The organism is Ruegeria sp. CI5, assembly GCF_056536885.1.
Window position 1 is genome coordinate 143,411 of record NZ_JBQFQN010000002.1, and the last position, 20,489, is coordinate 163,899.

Below are 20,489 nucleotides of genomic sequence, written 5' to 3' on the forward strand. Positions count from 1 at the left end.
ATGACCATGAATTTCAAGACCTTCCTTATTACGGCCGTCAGCGCCTCAACCCTGCTGGGGTGCAGCAGCATGCAGACCCCGCGCAACATCGAAGCCGTATCGCGCGGCGAAAGTTATCAGGCGCAATATCGCGAACCCGGTCGTCGGCGGGGCGATACGCAATTGCTGCAGGCCGCCGCGATGAACGGCCAGACCTGCATGCCGCAGGCCGGCGATCACGGCGCAAATACCTATGCGAAATGGTCGCAACCGGCGCTCAGCCCCTTGCTGGGCGAGAAACTGTCGCGCAACGACATGGTCCAGATCACCATCGAAGGGGACGACCTGCTGAGCGACGCTTATGTCGTTTCGCGTGACGGAGACCTCAAGCTGCCCTACCTGCCGCCCGTGCGCGCCCAGGGCCGCACCACCGAACAGGTCGAACAAGAGGTGGCACGGGTTCTGGTTGCGGCCCAGTTCTATGACATCGAACCCCGCGTGACCGTACGGGTCAGCGATTTCGCCTCGGTGACAGTAGGTGTGCGCGGCGCGGTGTTCGAGCCGCACTCGGTCGAGATCGGCGGAGTTCCGGGCGACTCCCTTGACCGTCGGCGCCAGGGCGCACTGGGGGCCTCGACCGAGGGGCGCAACCTGTCGGTGGCGCTGCGGGCCGCGGGCGGGGTGCGGCCGGATGCCGATCTGTCAGCGGTCGAACTGCACCGCCAGGGGCGCATCTATCGCATGGATCTGCGCGGCGTGTTCGAAGGATCGGACCCGACCGACATCATGCTGCTGACCGGCGACCAGATCGTGGTCAACAGCCGCGGCTGCTTCCAGGACGCGCTGATGCGCCCCAGCCCGATCAGCCCGCCCGGCGTGACGCTATACATGTCGAACCTGACCCAACCGGCCGCGGGCAATGCAGAATCCGCCATCGGGCGCGACGTGCGTGAAGTGCCTTATGGCACCCGTTTCCTGCAGGCCGTGGTCGACAGCAACTGCGTCGGCGGGTCGAAGACGACAAACGCCAACCGCAGCGCAGTGTTGTTCACGCGCAACCCAGTGACCGGATCCTCGGTCGTGATCGAGCGCAATATCGAAAAGCTGCTGCGGCGCGGAGACCGTGACGACTTCGACCCCTATGTTCTGCCAGGTGATGCCGTGGCCTGTTACGACAGCAAGGTCACCGGAGTGACCGAAATCGCCCGGTCGCTGGGCATCGTCGGGGCCGCCGCGCTGCTCATCCCTTGATCGCACCGGGGGCGGGCAACACAGCCTTTGCCCGCTCCCAAACCTCGGGCAGACCGTCCAACAGAAGGGCGACCTGCTGACGTTCTGCTGATTTTGCGGCCATCTCGATCGCAATCAGCGCATCGCGGAACCCCATCGCACCAAAGGTCGCCGCACTTCCCGCCAGCCTGTGACACTCCTGCGCGACCTGGTCCAGATCGGCTTCACCGGCCTCCAACTGGGCAAGCTGAGCGACGACGGCATCCCCTTCGGACAGGTATTTGGCAAGCAACCGGTCAAAGACGTCGGCGCCGAGGCTGGCGCGCAGATCGCCGATATGATCCGTTTCGTCCTCGGACCGGGTCGAAGCTCCGGGGTTGGTGACCACCGACAAGGCTTTGCGCAAGGCATCCAGGGCAATCGGCTTGCCGACAAAGGCGGTCATACCGGCAGCGCGGAACGCGTCGACCGCATCAGGCAGCACGTTGGCCGAAACGGCAATGATCGGTATCTCCGCCGAAGGCCCGCCCCCGCTGCGGATGTGGCGCGTGGCCGTCGGACCGTCCATGACCGGCATGCTGATATCCATCAGGATCACGTCGAACCGATGCGTTGCCGCCGCGTCCACGCCCAGTTGGCCGTTCTCGGCAACCGTCACCCGGTGACCGTCCAGTTTCAGCATGTTGCAGATCACTTCGCGGTTGATCTCGTTGTCTTCGACCACCAGCACGTCCAACGGCTGGGCGTGCTGAACGTCTGGCTGGTCGCCGTCAACGTTGGCGTCCAATTCCGCGTCCTGCAGCGGCAGACGAACCCAGAACACGCTGCCCTCGCCGGGCGTGCTTTCAACGCCGATCTCGCCGCCCATGGCCCGAGCAAACCGACGTGCGATGCCCAGGCCCAGACCGGTGCCCCCGGTGGCCCGACCGATGCTTGGATCGCTGGTGTGAAAATCGTCAAAGATGACGTCGACCTCATCCGGGCCGATACCGATACCCGTGTCGATGATGCGGAATTCAAAGATGTTGACGCCGGCCGTGGGGCCAGGCTCGGTCACTTCGACCTCGATCGAGATCCGACCGTTTTCGGTGAACTTGATGGCATTGCCGACAAGGTTCAGAAGAATCTGCCGCAACCTTTGGGCGTCGGCGGCGACACAGGGGCGCGCCTCACCCACCCACTGCCAAGAGATGGAGTTCTCCCGCGAGGCGGCGTTGCCGCTTTGACCGTCCACAATCTCTTGCAGGATGTCGTTCAGGTTCGAGGGCTGCAACGTCACCGACAGTTTCCCGGCCTCAAACCGGGCGATGTCCAGAACGGTGTCGACGTGGCTCAGGAGGATCTGGCCCGAGATTTCCATGTTCTCGACGAACCGCGCCTGTTCGCGGGTGGTGCGGGTGTTTTTCAGCAGCGTGAGGTTGCCCAGCAACCCGTTCAGCGGCGTGCGGATCTCGTGGCTCATCACGGTCAGGAAATCGGCCTTGGCCTTCTCGCCGGCCAAGGCGCGGTCACGAGTGCTGATCAATTCCTGCTGGGCGGCAACCCGCTGCGAGATGTCACGGACAAAGCCGATGACGATTTCCTGATCGCCTGCCCGGGCCGATTGCAGCGCCAGTTCGACCGGAAACTGCTCGCCATCCGCGCGCATCGCCTCCAACTGGACACGGCCTTTGCCGACGACATGACGTTCTCCGCCAGACTGCATGCGCGCCATGCCGGCGCTATGTGCCTCACGCAGATGCGGCGGCACGATCAGGTCACCGATCGCGCGACCTCGGGCCTGATCCGCCGTATAGCCGAATATTGCCTCGGCAGCTGGGTTGAACTCGATCACGTCGCCCTTGGCATCGACCACGATCACTCCGTCCAACGAGGTTGAGAGGATCGTGTTCATCCGTTCATTCGCCTGCCGCAGCGCCCGGCCGCGGCGCGTGGCGCGCCGGTTGACCACCAGAAGATAGGCGCTGACGGCGCCCAGGGTCAGAAGCAAGGCCCCCGACAGAATCGCCAATCGCAGCAAGTTTGCCGCCGTCTGGATGCGCTGCTGGTCCGACTCGGTGGCAAAATACGAGATGCCCGAAACGGCCAACGTGCGGACATGCGGACCGATCTCGAGGGCGGCGCGTTTCAGATCGTCCAGTTTTTCGGACAGCTCCGCATCCGGCGCGTCGATCAAGGGGACCGCGGCGTTCAGGTGCCGGGTCACCCGCTCCAACGGCAGGCGGAACCGGTCATCCTGGCGCAAAGGCTGGAACACGCGGGATTGGGCCAGCGTATCGACACGGCTGTAAAACAGATCGAACCGCCGGCGCACCAGATCCAACGTGCCATTTTCCGCGTCCTGTGCCGCCGACGCGGTTTCCAGAGCATTCAGGTAGGACAGATAGTCGACCTCAACCTGCGACAGCGTCCATTGGACATTGTCCGAAGGTGCCGCTCGCCGGTCGTTGAAATCGGTAAACACCTGCGCCGACAGCCACGCCACCGTGACCAGACCCAACAAAACGCCGAAGCCGATGAGCCCGAAGACCCATCGGCGGCGCAAAACCTGCGTATCGGTATCGCTCAATCCGAGCCTCATCGATTGTTCACTGCGCTTTACTCATTACTTCACTCATTCCGGTTGCAAGCTATTTAACGACCTCGAGACGATCGAGTTGCCAGATGCTGCGCGAATAGGTCACCTCGGTCTGGTATTTCGGGTCGCTGTCATAGGGGTAGACGATCCACAGCGGGCCCTTCTGCCGGCGTGACATCTCGGCGCCGTTCATTTCATAGGCCACGATCGGGTCGCTTTCGGTGACCGAGTCCATCGGGATTTCAACCGCATAGTCGTTGATCGCCGTGGCGCGGATAATGCTGCCATCTGCACCGACTGCCTCCAGCACCACCGACAAGGGCACGCCGACAAAGGTGTTTTCACCTTCGGTCCAGATCGTCGAGGTCGCAAATGTCCGTGCGGGCAAGGCTTTCAACATGTCCATGTCGAACCGCGCTCCACCTTCGGCTCCGGGCTGGGTCAGGTTGCCGGTGATCGTCAGAACCACCTCTCCGGTGGGTTCGGCCAGATCCTGGGCCTGTGCCTGGCCCAAGGTCAGAACCATTGCCAAGGCTGCAAGTAAAATCCGCATGTCATTCTCCTCGTGTCCAATTGCACAAGATCAGAAAGCGTGACCGGGCAACAGACGGGCATCAGGATAAGCACCTATCCGAACGGATAGGTGCCCGCCGTTACGCGGCCGGGCGCAGGTGGCCCATGCGCTGTGCCATGATCCGCTCAAACCCTTCGCGCAGCTCTGACCGCTGCAGGGCAAAAACCGCGGTGGCCTCAAGGTACCCGGCGACTGAGCCGCAGTCGAAGCGTTCACCCGCGAAGGCGTAGCCCGAGCAGCCAGCGGTTTCGATATCCGCAGCGATGGCGTCGGTCAGCTGGATTTCATTTCCCGCACCCGGTGCCTGGCCGGCCAGACGATCAAAGATCGATGGCTGCAGGATATACCGCCCGACGATGCCGTAGTTCGATGGCGCCTGCTCGGGGCTGGGCTTTTCGACCAGGCCGCGCAGCTTTTGCACACGCCCGGCCTGCAGGGCGATATCGACCACCCCGTAGGACTCGATCCTGTCGGACGGCACGGATTGGGTCGCAACCATGTGGCCGCTTTGGTCACAATAGCTTTGGACCATCTGTGACAGGGCCGGGCGTCGGGCGCTGATGACGTCATCGGGCAGGATCACCGCAAACGGCTCATTGCCCACGCACTCGCGCGCCAGCGACACGGCATGGCCCAATCCACGGGGCGCATCCTGCCGGACAAAGCAGTATTTGCCATCCTCCAGATCGGCGCAGCGCAGGTTGTTCAAGAGCTCGGTCTTGCCACCATCCTTCAACTTGCGTTCAAGCGCCGTATTCCGCCCGAAATAGGCCTCGAGCGCGGTTTTCTCGGGTGACGTAATGAAGATGAATTCTTCGATACCGGCCGCGCGCGCTTCGTCGACGGCATATTGGATCAGAGGGCGGTCGATCAGGGGCAGCATTTCCTTGGCCACGGTCTTGGTTGCGGGCAGAAACCTTGTGCCCAGTCCGGCGACGGGAAAGACGGCTTTGCGAATCTTGGTCATAACAATTCTCCTTGGGTTTTCTCAGTAGGCGCCGCGGCCGGACACGACGGCCCGCACGGTCATGGCAATCAGCATCAGATCCAGAAGGGCCGAACGGGACCGCACGTAGGCCGTGTCCAGATCGATCATTCGGTCAAAGTCGATGGCGGCCCGGCCCGACACCTGCCAGAGGCCGGTGATCCCGGGGCGGACGGCCAGGCGTTCAAGCGCGCGGGGCGGGTATTTGGCGACCTCCTCGGGCAGGGCAGGCCGCGGTCCGACGATCGACATGTCGCCCTTCAACACGTTGAGGATCTGCGGCAGCTCATCCAGCGAAAAGCGGCGCAGAACCTTGCCCACCCGTGTGACACGCGGATCGTGACGGGCCTTGAAGCACACGCCTGCGCGGTCGGACTGCGCCAGGAGGCTTGCCCTTTGCGCTTCGGCGTCTGTGGTCATCGAGCGGAACTTGTAGACGGTGAAAGGCACCCCGTTCCTTCCCACCCGTGTCTGCCGGAACAGGGCCGGGCCGCGGCTGTCCAGCCGGACAAGGGCGGCAATGGCCAGCATCGGCAGGGCCAGAACCGTCATGGCCGCCAGCGCGACGGTCAGGTCAAGAATACGGCTGGGCGTCAGCCCGCCAAGAACCTGGGCGACGCACCGTCCCAGAAATTCCAAATTTCCGATCAGATAGCGGCGGGCCATGCGGCGTGGCTCCATCGCCAACCGCCACGCCCATTCCATCCGAACCCGCCGTACGATCCCGGGCGCCCGCCGGACGTTGCCCGCCAGAAAGTCGAACAACGCGCCGACACCCAGCACCAGGTTCGGGTTCAGCCGTGCGCGGTGCCGCGCAATCCACAGTTCTTGCAACGGAACGCCCATGGCCATCAGCAGGATGTCTGCGCCGGACTGGTTGATCTCGTCCAAGGCTTCGTCCGTCCGTTCGATGCCCCCAAACCCGTCGCGGCAACCGGCAATCCTCAGGCCGGGCGCCATGTCTTGCAGGCGCGCTGCCGCGGCCTGTGCGGTGCCGGGCGTTCCGCCCAGCAGATAGACCGTCTGGCCCAGCTTGGCCGCGCGCCGGACCAGGCGCGGGACAAAGTCGGTTCCGTTCAAGTTCTCGGCCAGGTGTTCGCCCTGCATCGCGGCGGCAAGCTCGACCCCGATCCCGTCGGGCAGGACGAGGTCGGCTTGCGTCAGGGCTGCTCGATATTGGTCATTCTTTGCCCGGACATTTGCGCAATGGGCGTTCAGGAAAAAGACGGTCCGGCGGTGACCATCCAAAAGCGTGGTGATGACCGGCCCGGATTCTGCATTCACCACCGGTTGCCCGAGGATTTCGGTGATCGGCAGCGCGGTGCCGGGCGTGGTGTGTGCGCCGTCGAAAAGGGCGTGAGCGGCTTGAAAGTGCATGGAACTCTCCGAACATGAACTGAACTGTTGCTCTGAACCTGCCCGCTGTGCCGGGACCGCAACAGACGAGCATCGGGAGAGCACGCGGAGAAATCGGCTGACTGACACGGCCCGGATGCGGCACCGCGTGGAAATCGGGCCAGTTGCTCCTATCCGATCGGGTATCGGCCTGTCCGTTCGGTAGGCTTCACCGCCAATCATCAATGGTTTATTAACCTTTTCAGGTCTGGGTGGAGGCACATGGAGTTCATTGATGAAAGTTCTTATCGCCGACGATCACGAACTGGTTCTGGACACGCTCGTCGCCTTCATCGAGGCCGCGGGCGGGATCGAACCCACCACCGCGCCGGATTTTGCGACGGCAAAAGCCAAGATCGAATCCGAAGGTCCATTTGATCTGGTTCTGCTGGATCTGAACATGCCCGGCATGAACGGGCTGAGCGGGTTGGAAACCTGCATTGGCATGGATCGCGCGCGGCATGTGGCGCTGTTCACCGGCGATGCCTCGCGCGATCTGGCTGAACGTGCGCTCGAGCTGGGGGCAGCCGGGTTCGTGCCCAAGACCCTGCCGGCCAAGTCTCTGGTAAACGCCATCCGTTTCATGGCCATGGGTGAGCAATATCTGCCCGTCGGTTTCATGAGCGCCGAGCAACCGAACGACACCCACCCGATGGCCAAGAAACTGACCGAGCGCGAGCGCCAGGTCCTCAAAGGTCTGACCGAGGGCAAGTCGAACAAGGAGATCGCCCGCGATCTGGACCTGTCCGAGCCCACGATCAAGCTGCATGTGAAAACGCTGTACCGCAAAGTGGGTGTCAGCAACCGTACTCAGGCCGCGATGGCCGCGCGCGAGGCGGGCCTGTTCTGACCCGCGCCCATCCTTTCGGATAGGGGGCCTGTCCCAACCCGCCCCGGCCTAACCCCTTGCGCAGCGGACAGCCCAAGCCGCCCCGGTATATCACTCCTGTAAGAGAGGATTTGATATGCCGAACCAGATTTCCGACAAGCATCAAACGCTTGCGCCAAACCGCCCTTGGGACTGGGCGCGCATCAGCCGCACGGACATCCGATCGCTGGGCTGGCGGCGCGTCCTCAAAGGCGGGCGGCTGACCGATGCGGGACGGCTGCCACGATATGTTGCGTTGTTTCTTCTTGGGTCCAGCTGCATCTGGGCCCCGATCAGCGGGTATCTGGCAACCGCGCCGGTCAAATATGCATCCCACGCCTCGTTGATCCTGCCGGGGTCGGGTGCGTCGGCCTCGGTCAATCTGGCCAATATCGGGCAGGCCTCGTCCTACGCCAATTCGGCCTTTGCCAACGGCTCGATCAGCCCCACCGAAACCTACAAACGGCTGTTGTCGGCCGATCGCATTCTGGATGCGGCCGCACGCGCCGTCGGGGCCGAGCGCGATGCGTTCGGCAAGCCGCGCATCCGCCTGGTCGACCAGACCAGCCTGATCCATATAGAAATGGAGGCCGCCAGCCCGGGGGACGCGCAACGCCACGGCGATGCCCTTGTTGCTGCGTTCTTCGCCGAGATCGACGCCCTGCGCGCGGACGAGATCGCCACGCGCGAAGCCAGCAACAGCGGCGCGATCGACGACTATCAGCGCTCGGTTCGTGAAACCCGCGCTGCGATCGAGCAGTTGCAGCGGCAGAGTAGGCTGCTCTCGGCCGCCCAATACCGTGAGCAGGTGGCCGCCAATGACCGCGCGCGCCAGACGCTGCGGGCCGAGGAAAGCACGCTGGCCCGCCAGGCCGAGCGGGTCGCGGCTCTTGAGGTCGCGCTGGATCTGCCGCCGGATGCCGCCGCGGTGACGCTGAAGCTGTACGCCGACGCGCAATACATGTCGCTGCTCAAGGATGTCTCGGCCGGCGCGGCCAAGCTGGCGCAGGCCGATGCCAATTACGGGCCGCGCCATCCGGTCTATCGCGCAGCGCGGGACGAATATGAAGGCGCACGGAAGGTTGCCGTCCTACGTGCGGCCGAGGTGACCGGGCTATCGGTCGATCAGCTCTCGGGGCTGGACCGCGCCCCCGAGGGAGAGCGCGCGCAGTTGCTCAGCGAGCTTGTCCGCGAAAACGCCCTGCGCGCGGGGCAGGAGAAGCATGTAAAAACCCTCGCCGCACAGGTCGCGGCCGAAACTGCGCGCCTGTCCGCGCTGGCGCCGGTGGCCGCTGAACTTGAGGACCGTCAAAGGGATTTTGCCGTGGCCGAAGCCGTCTTTGCCTCTGCCATCGCCCGGTCGGAATCAAAAAAGACCGATGTCTATGCCTCGTACCCGCTGATCCAGGTGCTGGAAAATCCGTCGCTGCCGGACCGGCCGTCTTCACCCAACAAGAAGCTGTCGATCGCGGCCGGGATTGCCGCCACGTTGATGCTTCTGATCGGATTGACGCTGGCATGGGTCCGCAACCCGCTGATCTCGCGGCTGCTGAAAGACGCAGGCGAGAACAAGGCATGAGCCAGGCCGCGCCGCAGAACCCGGCCGAGCGGCTTGTCTGGCGCGCGCTGGTCTGGACATGGCCGTTCTATGCCATCGGCGCGCTCTATGTCGTCGGGCCGGTACTGGGATGGTTCCTGGCGGGGTTGGCGGTGTTGGCTTTGTATCTGGGGCCGGCGATTCGTCCGGAGCTGCGGGCCACGGGGCCGGTTCCGGCGCTGGCTTGGCTGTGGATGGCCGGCATGTTGTTGATGCTGTTTGCACTGTGGGCCGGCCATCTGGATTGGGGGCTGGGGCTGGGCAAGACCATCAAGTCCTCGATCGGCTGGGCCAAGGGCTGGGCGCTTATTCCATTGTTCATTCTGGCCGGGGCCGTGCTGCCGATCCGGCGCGAGGTTCTGGTGCGAGGCCAGTGCAAGCTGGGGCTGTGGACCCTGTGCCTTGCGCCCCCGCTGTTGGCTGCACCTTATCTGGGCCTGCCCAGCCAGATCTTCACCTCACCGCTCAAGGCGGTCGGTGGGCCGGGCCCCGAGTATTTCTCGGTCTATCTCTACACAATCGACCCGGCCAGTTGGACGCCCCGGTGGCAGTTCTTCGCGCCGTGGTCACCATTTGCCGCCCTACTGGGGGTATGCATGGTCCTGTTCGCGCTCGAAGAACGGCACCGGGGATGGATGGCCGTCGGGCTGAGCGCGGGTATTCTCATGATCTTGGCGTCGAAATCCCGCATGGGGCTGGTCGGGCTGGTGGCCTGCACGCTGGGGCCACGCTTTTTGCCGCTGGTGGCGCGCAGCATCGGATGGTTTCTGGTGTCGGCCGTGGCGACGGCGTCCGCGGCGTGGGGGGCCGCCGCGATCGATCTTGGCAACCAGGCACTGCAGAATTTCAAATCGGCCCGCGCCGACAGCACCCGCGTGCGCGAAACCCTGCAACGCATCGCCTATGAGCGCTGGCAATCCGACGCGGTGCTGTTTGGTCACGGAACCGTTAAGCCCGGTGCGCATTTGGTCGAGTACATGCCCATCGGAAGCCACCACACCTGGTACGGGCTTCTGTTCGTCAAGGGCATCACCGGCTTCATGGCGTTTCTTGTCCCCTTCGCCGTGCATTTCGGCGTAGTGATCACCGACGCGGTCCGCTCGGCGCGTGGACGCTTGCCGCTGGGCCTGCTGATGACCCTGCTGCTGCTGACCTTCGGCGAAAACATCGAGATCGAGGCCTATCTGCTCTGGCCTGCGCTGCTGATGCTGGGGTGCCACCTGCGCGAAATGACAGGGACCGGTGCTCAGCCGAGCGCGTAACCGGCCCCGCGCACGGTGCGGATCGGGTCATCCCCCCCACGCACCGTCAAAGCTTTACGCAAACGCCCGATATGCACGTCGACGGTCCGGGTATCCACGTAGATATCGCGCCCCCAGACCCGGTCGAGCAATTGTTCGCGACTCCAGACCCGGCCTGGCTTTTCCATGAAGGTCGACAGCAGCCGAAACTCGGTCGGGCCCAGCTTGATGTCCTCGTCCGCGCGGGTCACGCGGTGCGTTTCGGCATCCAGGACGATGTCATCGTATTCCAACCGCTCGCCCACGGCTGCGGGGCGGGTCCGGCGGAACTGGGATTTGACTCGGGCCATCAGCTCGATCACCGAATAGGGCTTGGTGACATAGTCGTCGGCACCTGTCTCCAGCCCGCGCACCTTGTCGACCTCTTCGGATTTTGCCGAGAGCATGATCACCGGAATTGCACGGGTCGCGGCCGTCATCTTCAGTTGGCGGCAAATTTCGATCCCGGAAACGCCGGGCAGCATCCAGTCCAGCAGGATCAGATCGGGCGGCACTTCCTTGATCTGCAACAGCGCCTCGTCACCGGTTTCGGCCTGGCGCACGTCAAAGCCTTCGGCCTCGAGGTTGTAGCAGATGATCTCGCGCTGCGCGGGCTCGTCTTCGACGACAAGGATCGATGGCGTTGGCATCACAGGACCTCGGTGGTTTCCGTTGGTGTCTTGTCGAGGCGCGGTCGGTCATCATCAGGCAACTGCCCACTGACAAGGTAGATGGTCTGCTCCGCGATCCCGGTAGCATGATCACCGATCCGCTCGAGGTTTTTGGCCACGAAATGCAGATGCATGCCCGGGGTGATATTGCCCGGGTTCTCCATCATATGGGTCAGCAGAGCGCGAAACACGTTATTGTACATCGCATCCACATCAGCGTCACGTTCACGGATGGCCTGGGCCTTGTCCGCGTCCCGCTGGATGAAGCAATCCAGGGCATCCGCAATCATGCTCTGCACCAGCTGGGCCTGACGCGCTATGGCCGATTTGACTTCGTCCAAACTCGCCGAGTCCGCCAGGGTCACGGCACGCTTGGCGATGTTTTTTGCATGGTCCCCACTGCGCTCGAGCTGGTTGGCGATGGTGAAGGTCGCCAGGACCACGCGCAGGTCGATGGCCGTAGGCGCGCGCCGCGCGATGATGTTGGCGCTGTCGTTCTTGACCATCTCTTCCAACTCGTCGATGGCGCGATCGGCCTTGACGGTGCGCGCGGCGAGTTCGACATCCTTGTCGCACAGTGCCCGGATCGCGTCCGACAGGCAGTTCTCGACCAACCCACCCATGCGCATCAGATGCGCCTGAACAGACTCGAGTTCCTGATCAAAAGATCGGACGATGTGCTTGTCCTTCATGGCGTCCTGGGTCATCCGATTCTCCCGGTGATGTAGGATTCCGTGCGCGGGTCTTCGGGATTGGTGAAGATGTGCCCCGTGTCCCCGTATTCCACCAAGCTGCCGAGGTGGAAGAACGCCGTTTTCTGGCTGACCCGAGCCGCCTGCTGCATCGAGTGCGTGACGATCACCACCGAGAAGTTCAGCTTCAACTCGTCAATCAGTTCCTCGACCTGGGCGGTTGCGATTGGATCCAAAGCCGAGCACGGCTCGTCCATCAACAGGACCTCGGGTTCAGTGGCAACCGCGCGCGCAATGCAAAGGCGCTGCTGCTGACCGCCGGACAAGCCGGTGCCGGGCTCGTGCAGGCGATCCTTCACCTCATCCCAGATGGCGCCACGGCGCAGGGATTTCTCAACGATCTCATCCAGATCGGCTTTGGTTCTGGCCAGTCCGTGGATCCGGGGACCATAGGCTACGTTGTCGTAGATCGACTTGGGGAACGGGTTCGGCTTCTGGAACACCATACCCACCTTGGCACGCAGCTGCACCGGGTCGATCCGTTTGTCGTAGATGTCTTCGTCGTCGATCCGGATGTCACCTTCGACCCGGCAGACGTCAATCGTGTCGTTCATCCGGTTCAGGCAGCGCAGGAACGTGGACTTACCGCATCCGGACGGGCCGATGAAAGCGGTTACCGTCTTGTCGAGAATGTCGACCGATACGTCCTTGATTGCCTGGTTGTCGCCGTAAAAAACCTGGACGCCCTTCGCCTGAATCTTGATGGCGTCGACGGCGGTACTCGGCTCGATCTTGCTCATGTCGTTCATCATGATGACCCCTTTGCGCTTACCAGCTGCGCTCGAATTTGTTGCGAAGATAGATCGCGATTGCATTCATCGTGACCAGGAACCCCAGCAGCACCAGGATCGCGGCCGAGGTCCGGCTGACGAAGCCGCGCTCGGGGCTGTCAGCCCAGATGAAGATCTGCGTGGGTAGGGCGGTGGCACTGTCGAACGGGCCAGCCGGGGCCGAGGTGATGAACGCGTTCATCCCGATCAGCAGCAACGGAGCAGTTTCCCCCAAGGCCTGCGCCAGCCCGATGATCGTACCGGTCAGGATGCCGGGCATCGCCAGCGGCAGCACATGACCGAACACCACCTGGTGCTTGGACGCACCGATGCCCAGGGCCGCCTCGCGGATCGACGGCGGCACGGCCTTCAGCGCCGCGCGGGTGGCGATGATGATCGTCGGCATGGTCATCAGCGCCAGCGTCATGCCACCCACGAACGGGGCCGAGCGCGGTAGCCCGAACCAGCCGATGAACACCGCCAGCGCCAACAGGCCGAAAACGACCGACGGCACCGCGGCCAGGTTGTTGATGTTGACCTCGATGAAGTCACTGACCTTGTTCTTGGGCGCGAATTCCTCAAGGTAGATCGCCGCGCCGATGCCCAGCGGGAAGGAAATCACGAAACACACGAACAGCGCCCAGAACGACCCGATCAGCGCGCCCTTCAGGCCCGCCAATTCGGGGAACCGGCTGTCGGCATTGGTGACCAGGCCGGTGTTCAGCGGCTTGCTGATCACGCCTTCGGCCTTGAGCTGATCGAACCACGCAATCTCGGCATCGTTCAAGCGGCGGTTCTGTTCGGGCGTGTCGCGGTCGATGGTGCCCTTGTTCAGCTGGTCATATGGGTCAGATACCGGCACGGTCATCGTGATGGTCTGCCCGATCAGCGCTGGGTCGGCCACCACCCGGTCGCGCAGATCAAACTGCGCTCCGTTGGACAGAATGCCCGACAGGGCCTTTCGGGTAGCCCGATCGCTGGTGTCCACCTCGGGCAGCAACTCGGACAGCGAGGCTTGCAACACGTCCTTGAAACCGCCCCGCGGCAGTTTTTCGGGCTCGATCTCCTCGGGGTCGACATAGACCTCGAGCGTGATCTTGGTCTGGGTGAACGCCTGATATCCGGATGACACAAGCGAGGCCACCAGGATGAACAGCATCAGAAATGCAAATCCGATGGCGCCCAGGCCAAGGCCCTGGAGTATTTTCTGCTTGCGGTTGCGGCGGGCCAAGCTGGCGCGCACGGCGTCGGCGGTGTCTCCGCCTTTGGGCGAATTGTTTTGTCCTACGGTCAGGTCAGCCATGATTCTTGGCCTCAGTCATAGGCTTCGCGGTACTTGCGCACGATGCGCAGCGCGAAGACGTTGATGATCAGGGTGACGACGAACAGCATCATGCCCAAGGCAAAGGCTGCCAGCGTCTTGGGGTTGTCGAACGAGGTGTCGCCGATCAGAAGCGTGACGATCTGCACGGTCACCGTGGTCACGCTGTCCAGCGGGTTGATGGTCAGAGAGGCGATCAGGCCCGCCGCCATCACAACAATCATGGTTTCCCCGATCGCGCGGCTGACGGCCAACAGGATGCCACCGACGATGCCGGGAATGGCGGCGGGGAACAGCACGTTCAGAACCGTCTCGGCCCGTGTCGCACCCAGCGCCAGTGCTCCGTCACGCAGAGATTTCGGCACGGCTGACAGGGCGTCGTCGGTAAAGGACGAGATGAACGGGATCAGCATGATGCCCATCACGCTGCCTGCGGCCAGCGCCGTGTTGGGTGACACGGGAATGCCCAGCGAGGCTCCGAAACTGCGCATGGCCGGGGCCACGACCAGGATCGCGAAAAAGCCATAGACCACGGTCGGCACGCCGGCCAGAATCTCCAGCACTGGCTTGGCCACCGCCCGCAAGCGGTCGGGCGCGAATTCGTTCAGGTAGATGGCCGACAACAGGCCCACCGGCACCGCCAGGAACAACGCGACCACGGTAATGACGATCGTGCCGAGGATGACCGGAAGCCAGCCAAAGGCACCTTCGGCCGCAATCTGGTCCTCGCGCAGAGGAATCTGCGGTTCCCAGTTCAGCCCGAAGAAGAACTCGGTGATCGGCACCATCTCGAAAAAGCGGATGGATTCGAACAGCAGCGCGGCAATGATGCCGACGGTCGTAAAGATGGCGACGGTCGAGCAGAAAATCATTAGGCCGGAAACGATGCGTTCCACACTGTGGCGGGCGCGGAATTCGACGCCGACACGCGACCGGGCAAATGCCACGATGGCCAGTGACAGAATGACAACGATCGACAGCAGAACCCATCCCGACATCTGATGCAGTTCAAGATACCGCTGGGCCGCGTCCATCTTCCACTGTTCCGGCTCGCCGAAGATCTGCCCGCGCGAGATCGACTTGATCTCGGCCAGCACCAGCTGGCGCCCGCCAGTGTCCAATCCGTCAAGGCTGCCGGCAGGCAGGCCCGACATGACCACATGGTCGATCACCGGCCCCTGCAAGATCAGCCAAAGTACGATCAGCACAAAGACTGGAACCAGCGTGGACAGAAAAGAAAACAGCCCGTGATAGCCGGGCAGGGAGTGCAGGGACGTCCCATCTGCGCGCAGACCGGCCGCAGCCCGTCTGTTCAGCAAATATCCAAGGATACTGACGCCCAACAGCGCCGCAAACACGAAAGTAGTCATCTGCCCCCCAGGCACAAAAATGGGCTGCCCGGTTTCGCGGCCGGACAGCCCTGTGAATTGCAAATCTTACGACTTGGGTTCCATGTTCTGGCCGTCCAGAATTGCGTCCTGCAGCTCTTCACGGCGCTCGTCGGACAGGCCAACCAGACCACGTTCGGCCAGGTAGCCGTCGGACGCCAAAGCATCATCCGACATGTATTCCTCGAGGAACTCGTCCAGGTTCGGGATCACGCCGCGATGCGCGTTCTTCACATAGAAGTACAGCGGGCGGGACACCGGATAGGATTTGTCGGCGATGGTGTCGGCATTCGGCTCGACGCCTTCGATCGTGACCGGCTTCAGTTTGTCCAGGTTCTCGTACAGGAACGAGTAGCCGAAGATGCCCACGGCGTTCGGATCCGCCTCGAGGCGCTGAACGATCAGGTTGTCATTCTCGCCCGCTTCGACGAAGGGTCCGTCAGTGCGCATGCGCGAGCAGTTTTCCTTGACCCATTTCTTGTCGAAGTCACCGCTCTTGACGAAGTCCAGCTCTTTGCAGCCTTCATGCATGGCCAGCTCGACGAACGCGTCGCGGGTGCCCGAGGTCGGCGGCGGTCCATAAGCCAGGATTTCCACGGCCGGCAGGTCGGGGTTGATTTCATTCCAGGTCTTGTACGGGTTGTCCTTCCACTCGCCATCAACCGGCACCTGGGCGCCGAGAGCCATGTAGATGTCGGCCAGCGACAGGTCCCAATCCTGTTCATTGCTGCGCGAGATGGCGATCGACAGGCCGTCGAAACCGATCAGAGCTTCAGAGATGTCGGTCACGCCGTTCTTTTGGCACAGCTCGTATTCCGAGGCCTTCATGGCACGCGATGCGCCGGTGATGTCGGCAGTGTTTTCGCCGATGCCTTCGCAGAAGATTTTCATGCCGCCGCCGGTACCGGTCGATTCGACGATGGGCGAAGCAGCGCCCGTGTTGTTGGCGAACTGCTCGGCCACGGCTTGGGTGTACGGGAATACGGTCGACGATCCGACGATACGGATGGCGTCGCGCGCCGAGGCAGCGGACGCGGCGATCGCGGTGATTGCCAGAACCGAAGCGGTCAGTTTGATGGTGGTCATGGTCACTCCTGAGAATCAGCTTTGGCCGCCCCCTGCGGCCTTGTTGAGTGCAGTAGTCCGGGCGTGCGAAGCTTATGTAACGCTTTCGTAACAGTTTTATGACAACCCACCCGGGGCGGTTCAAAAACTCGTCTGATCCAGATGCGCGGCTTTCGGCAGCCGTTTGTGCACGACCTCAAAACACCAGTTGCGACAAGGTTTTGCGTCAAACGAACAAGTGAATGGACTCGGGGTCTGTTTCAGGGAATCGTTTAGTCCGATCTTTTTTCTTGCTGCCACGGCAAGGCGACTGGAGGTGCAGACATGCTGACCAGAAGACATTTTGTTGCGACTTCGCTTGCTGTTTTCTCGCAACCGATTCTTGGCGCGACATCGGCCGAAGCGTCGACCGCATCTCAATGGGCGGCTTGGGACAGGCAGGTGACGCCGGCCAACTATGACCCGGCCACCTCGAACCCTTGGGGGTTGAATCCCCGGTTTCTGCCGCAACGGGTCGAAACCAATCGGTCGCTGGTGCCCGGTGACATTCACGTGGATGCGGTCGCGCGCTACCTGTATTTCATCGAAGAGGGCGGAACCGCGATGCGATACGGCGTGGCGATCGCCCGTGGCAATCTCTACGAACCCGGGACCTACACGATCCGGCGCAAAGCCAAATGGCCGCGTTGGACCCCGACCGCAGACATGATCAAACGCGATCCGCAGGACTATGCGCAGTTTGCCGACGGAATGCCCGGCGGACCCAACAACCCCTTGGGCGCACGCGCTTTCTACCTGTTTCAGGGCAATCGCGACACATATCTGCGCATCCACGGAACACCCTATTCCCGGTCTATCGGCGGGCGAGCAAGCTCAGGGTGTGTGCGCATGGTCATGGCCCATATCATAGGCCTGTATGACCGGGTGCAGCCGGGTGCGACGGCTCATCTATACCCACCCGAAAGATTTGCGACTGCCAGCAGCTGATCCGTTACGCCCGGGCGCAGATCGGGCGGCCATCGGCGGTTCTCAGCGGTAGGTATGTCGTTTCGACCGGACCCACGTACCGGTACCAGTAACAACCGTCTTCGGGCATGATCCGAACGGCGGTCAGGTCCTGCCCCGGCGCGGCGATTTCGACCACGCCCTCGGGCACTTTGGCAAGGTCACCGGGGGCTTTGTCGCCGGACATCGACGTGGTCTCGGTACAGGCGGCAATCAGGGACAGCGCGCACAGCCCAATCAATGCTTTCCTCGTTGTCATGCCGCACCTTTCCGATTCACAAGTGATTCTATTTGCGTGATACCCTCGCATCCAAGCGATCCTGCTTCAATTGACCAAGAATCCGTCGCCATCCATCGTTGCCCTGTTGCCGCCGGAGCACAGCCGCAAACTGCTCTTGCCCGGACGCGATGGTTTGCTTGGTGTGCAGGGATATCCCGCAGAGGGCCTTGACCTTCCACTTGCTGGAACCCTTATGTACAGGGTCGACCGAATAATCGTGGTGACGACATGGCCAATATTTCACATGCCAAATTTCAGGTTCAGGGGATGAGTTGCGCGTCTTGCGTGGCCCGGGTTGAGCGTGCGCTCAGCGCGGTTCCGGGCGTCGACTTGGCTGCAGTAAACCTGGCGAATGAGAGCGTCCAGGTGGATTTCCATGCTCCGGCTGATGTCAAATCCATCGCACAGGCGATGGAGGCGGCGGGCTATCCAGCCGTGACCGAGACCGTCACGCTCGACATCCAGAGCATGAGCTGTGCTTCATGCGTCGGCCGGGTCGAGAGGGCTTTGCTTGCCGGGCAGGGGGTGCTGGCGGCGTCGGTCAACCTCGCCTCGGAAAGCGCGACCGTCCAGTTTGCAGCGGGCGCCACGACACCCGAAGCGATTGCTGCATTGGCCAACGCGGCCGGGTACCCGGCGACGCCGCGCAACTCGGCTCAGGCAGCGGCGCAGGATCGCAAAGCTGACGAAATCCGCAAACTGGCACTGCGAACAGGGTTTGCGGCAATCCTGGCCTTGCCGGTTTTCATCCTTGAAATGGGCGCGCATGTCATTCCCGGCATGCATCACCTGATTGCAAGCACCATCGGCCTGCAAGCCAGCCACTACATTCAGTTCGTCTTGACGACACTGGTGCTGTTCGGGCCCGGTTTTCAATTCTACACCAAGGGCTTTCCAGCACTTGCCAAGGGCGCACCAGACATGAATTCGCTGGTCGCTTTGGGCACGTCGGCGGCCTATGGGTTCTCGCTGATCTCGACCTTTGCGCCCGAAATTCTTCCGACCGGCACGGCCAATGTCTATTACGAGGCGGCCGCGGTCATCGTGGTTCTGATCCTGCTGGGCCGCTTCCTTGAGGCACGCGCCAAAGGCCGCACCGGCGAGGCGATCCGCAAGCTGGTCGGCCTGCAGGCCAAAACCGCGCGGGTCGAACGCGAGAACCGCATCGTCGAACTGCCTATTGATCAGATCGCAGTGGGCGATCTGGTTCACGTGCGGCCCGGCGAAAAGATCCCGGTCGATGGCTCGGTGCTGAGCGGCAGTTCGTATGTTGACGAAAGCATGATCACGGGTGAGCCCGTTCCGGTCGAGAAATCCTCTGACGCAACCGTCGTAGGCGGCACCGTGAACGGTACCGGAGCGTTGACCGTCCGTGCCGAAAAGATCGGAGCGGATACGATGCTGGCGCAGATCATTCAGATGGTCGAACAGGCTCAGGGCGCGAAGCTGCCCATTCAGGGCTTGGTTGACCGTATCACCCTTTGGTTTGTTCCCGCGGTGATCGCGGTGGCGGTCGTGACAGTCCTTGTTTGGTTGCTGTTCGGACCGGACCCGGCACTCAGCATGGCTCTGGTTGCCGGGGTCGCGGTGCTTATCATTGCCTGCCCCTGCGCAATGGGTCTGGCTACGCCGACATCGATCATGGTGGGCACGGGGCGCGCTGCGGAGATGGGCGTTCTGTTCCGCAAGGGCGACGCGCTGCAGATGTTGCAGGAAACCACTGTTGTAGCGGTGGACAAGACCGGCACCCTGACGGAAGGCCGCCCGGAACTGACTGATCTTGTGGTTGCCCAAGGGCTGGATGAGGACACCGTCCTGCGGCTGGTCGCAGCCGTCGAGGCCACTTCGGAACATCCGATCGCCACCGCCATCGTGCGCGCGGCCGAGACACGCGGCCTGAATCTGCCGAAGCCCGAGGATTTCAAGTCGATCACCGGCTATGGGGTTCAAGCGGTCGTCGAAGGGCACAGCATCCTCATCGGCGCCGATCGTCTAATGGAGCGCGAAGGCATCGACATCAGTGCGCTGTCAGATCACGGCGCGTCGCTGGCCGCCAAAGGCAGAACACCGCTCTACGCCGCAATCGACGGAACCGCTGCCGCCGCAATCGCGGTGGCCGACCCGATCAAGCCCAGCACACCGGAGGCCATCGAAGCCTTGCACGCGCTGGGGCTCAAAGTGGCGATGATCACGGGCGACAACAGGGCGACGGCCGATGCCATCGCAGCACAGCTTGGGATCGACACAGTCGTCGCCGAAGTCCTGCCCGAAGGCAAAGTCGCTGCACTGGAAAACCTGCGCGTGAACGGCGGCAAGTTGGCTTTTGTCGGTGATGGGATCAACGACGCTCCGGCGCTGGCGGCCGCGGATGTCGGCATTGCCATCGGCACCGGGACCGATGTTGCGATCGAGGCCGCAGACGTGGTGCTGATGTCGGGCGATCTGATCGGCGTGGTCAACGCCTTCGATATCAGCCAGCGCACCATGCGCAATATCCGGCAGAACCTGTTCTGGGCCTTTGGCTACAACACGCTGCTGATCCCGGTGGCCGCGGGAGTTCTCTATCCCTTTGGCGGACCCTTGCTGTCCCCGGTTTTGGCGGCTGGCGCCATGGCGCTGTCCAGCGTGTTCGTCTTGTCAAACGCATTGCGGCTGCGTTGGGTCAAGGCGGCCCGGCCGCCGAGCGGATCCGACCGCAAACCGCAGACCATTGCACACGCACCCACACCCGCCGAATAGGAAAGGAGCCGC

The 20,489-nt window shown here is 62.7% G+C and carries 17 protein-coding genes; 6 read left to right on the forward strand and 11 right to left on the reverse strand.

From position 1 onward, the window contains the following. Nucleotides 1–1,230, forward strand: coding sequence for a polysaccharide biosynthesis/export family protein (locus ACR0BA_RS09535; protein WP_170444631.1), 1,230 nt, complete (start codon nt 1–3; stop codon nt 1,228–1,230). On the opposite strand, the gene ACR0BA_RS09540 is transcribed toward ACR0BA_RS09535, so the two are convergent. The 4 genes from ACR0BA_RS09540 to ACR0BA_RS09555 form a co-directional block, all read right to left on the reverse strand. Further along, the gene (locus ACR0BA_RS09540; protein ID WP_480727652.1) at nt 1,220–3,778 is read right to left on the reverse strand and encodes a hybrid sensor histidine kinase/response regulator; all 2,559 of its coding nucleotides are present in this window, start codon (nt 3,776–3,778) and stop codon (nt 1,220–1,222) included. The two genes, ACR0BA_RS09535 and ACR0BA_RS09540, sit on opposite strands and share 11 nt — an antisense overlap. A gap of 61 nt (nt 3,779–3,839) precedes the next feature. Beyond that, entirely contained in the window at nt 3,840–4,340 is a 501-nt protein-coding gene (locus tag ACR0BA_RS09545) for a putative pterin-binding protein (RefSeq protein WP_254437822.1), read from the reverse strand. Nucleotides 4,341–4,440: 100 nt separating this feature from the next. Next, nucleotides 4,441–5,328 carry a UTP--glucose-1-phosphate uridylyltransferase gene (locus ACR0BA_RS09550; RefSeq protein WP_170341569.1) on the reverse strand — a complete coding sequence of 296 codons (888 nt, stop codon included), beginning with the start codon at nt 5,326–5,328 and terminating at the stop codon, nt 4,441–4,443. A gap of 21 nt (nt 5,329–5,349) precedes the next feature. After that, nucleotides 5,350–6,723: a WecB/TagA/CpsF family glycosyltransferase gene (locus ACR0BA_RS09555; protein WP_480727654.1), complete on the reverse strand. Its 1,374-nt coding sequence runs from the start codon at nt 6,721–6,723 to the stop codon at nt 5,350–5,352. A gap of 253 nt (nt 6,724–6,976) precedes the next feature. On the opposite strand from ACR0BA_RS09555, the gene ACR0BA_RS09560 reads away from it, so the two are divergent. From ACR0BA_RS09560 to ACR0BA_RS09570, 3 genes are all read left to right on the forward strand, one after another. Beyond that, nucleotides 6,977–7,591, forward strand: a complete 615-nt coding sequence (locus ACR0BA_RS09560; protein ID WP_170341595.1) for a response regulator transcription factor — start codon at nt 6,977–6,979, stop codon at nt 7,589–7,591. Nucleotides 7,592–7,706: 115 nt separating this feature from the next. Beyond that, complete coding sequence (locus ACR0BA_RS09565; protein WP_480727656.1) at nt 7,707–9,188, forward strand: GumC family protein; 1,482 nt, start codon at nt 7,707–7,709, stop codon at nt 9,186–9,188. Further along, nucleotides 9,185–10,468, forward strand: coding sequence for an O-antigen ligase domain-containing protein (locus tag ACR0BA_RS09570; RefSeq protein ID WP_480727658.1), 1,284 nt, complete (start codon nt 9,185–9,187; stop codon nt 10,466–10,468). Before ACR0BA_RS09565 ends, ACR0BA_RS09570 begins: the two co-directional genes overlap by 4 nt. Here ACR0BA_RS09570 and phoB read toward each other — a convergent pair. From phoB to ACR0BA_RS09600, 6 genes are all read right to left on the reverse strand, one after another. Next, the gene (phoB, locus tag ACR0BA_RS09575; RefSeq protein ID WP_170341606.1) at nt 10,453–11,136 is read right to left on the reverse strand and encodes a phosphate regulon transcriptional regulator PhoB; all 684 of its coding nucleotides are present in this window, start codon (nt 11,134–11,136) and stop codon (nt 10,453–10,455) included. The two genes, ACR0BA_RS09570 and phoB, sit on opposite strands and share 16 nt — an antisense overlap. Beyond that, on the reverse strand, nt 11,136–11,864 hold the full coding sequence (gene phoU, locus ACR0BA_RS09580) for a phosphate signaling complex protein PhoU (protein WP_254433987.1): 729 nt from the start codon (nt 11,862–11,864) through the stop codon (nt 11,136–11,138). The genes phoB and phoU overlap by 1 nt, the downstream gene beginning before the upstream one ends. After that, a complete protein-coding gene (pstB, locus tag ACR0BA_RS09585) occupies nt 11,861–12,658 on the reverse strand; it encodes a phosphate ABC transporter ATP-binding protein PstB (protein ID WP_480727660.1) in 798 nt (265 codons plus the stop codon). Before pstB ends, phoU begins: the two co-directional genes overlap by 4 nt. Nucleotides 12,659–12,677: 19 nt before the next feature. Further along, nucleotides 12,678–13,982 carry a phosphate ABC transporter permease PstA gene (gene pstA, locus ACR0BA_RS09590; protein WP_480727662.1) on the reverse strand — a complete coding sequence of 435 codons (1,305 nt, stop codon included), beginning with the start codon at nt 13,980–13,982 and terminating at the stop codon, nt 12,678–12,680. Nucleotides 13,983–13,993: 11 nt separating this feature from the next. After that, nucleotides 13,994–15,370 (reverse strand): phosphate ABC transporter permease subunit PstC, encoded by a 1,377-nt coding sequence (gene pstC, locus ACR0BA_RS09595; protein ID WP_244952436.1) that lies wholly within the window; start codon nt 15,368–15,370, stop codon nt 13,994–13,996. 66 nt (nt 15,371–15,436) lie between these two features. Beyond that, the gene (locus tag ACR0BA_RS09600; protein ID WP_093963304.1) at nt 15,437–16,474 is read right to left on the reverse strand and encodes a substrate-binding domain-containing protein; all 1,038 of its coding nucleotides are present in this window, start codon (nt 16,472–16,474) and stop codon (nt 15,437–15,439) included. 303 nt (nt 16,475–16,777) lie between these two features. Between ACR0BA_RS09600 and ACR0BA_RS09605 the strand changes: the two genes are divergently transcribed. Then, nucleotides 16,778–17,440, forward strand: a complete 663-nt coding sequence (locus ACR0BA_RS09605) for a L,D-transpeptidase (protein ID WP_093963303.1) — start codon at nt 16,778–16,780, stop codon at nt 17,438–17,440. Between the two features lie 4 nt (nt 17,441–17,444). Here ACR0BA_RS09605 and ACR0BA_RS09610 read toward each other — a convergent pair whose 3' ends face one another. Beyond that, on the reverse strand, nt 17,445–17,717 hold the full coding sequence (locus tag ACR0BA_RS09610) for a hypothetical protein (RefSeq protein WP_170341585.1): 273 nt from the start codon (nt 17,715–17,717) through the stop codon (nt 17,445–17,447). Between the two features lie 249 nt (nt 17,718–17,966). Between ACR0BA_RS09610 and ACR0BA_RS09615 the strand changes: the two genes are divergently transcribed. After that, a complete protein-coding gene (locus tag ACR0BA_RS09615; RefSeq protein WP_480727664.1) occupies nt 17,967–20,477 on the forward strand; it encodes a heavy metal translocating P-type ATPase in 2,511 nt (836 codons plus the stop codon). Nucleotides 20,478–20,489 lie beyond the last annotated feature (12 nt).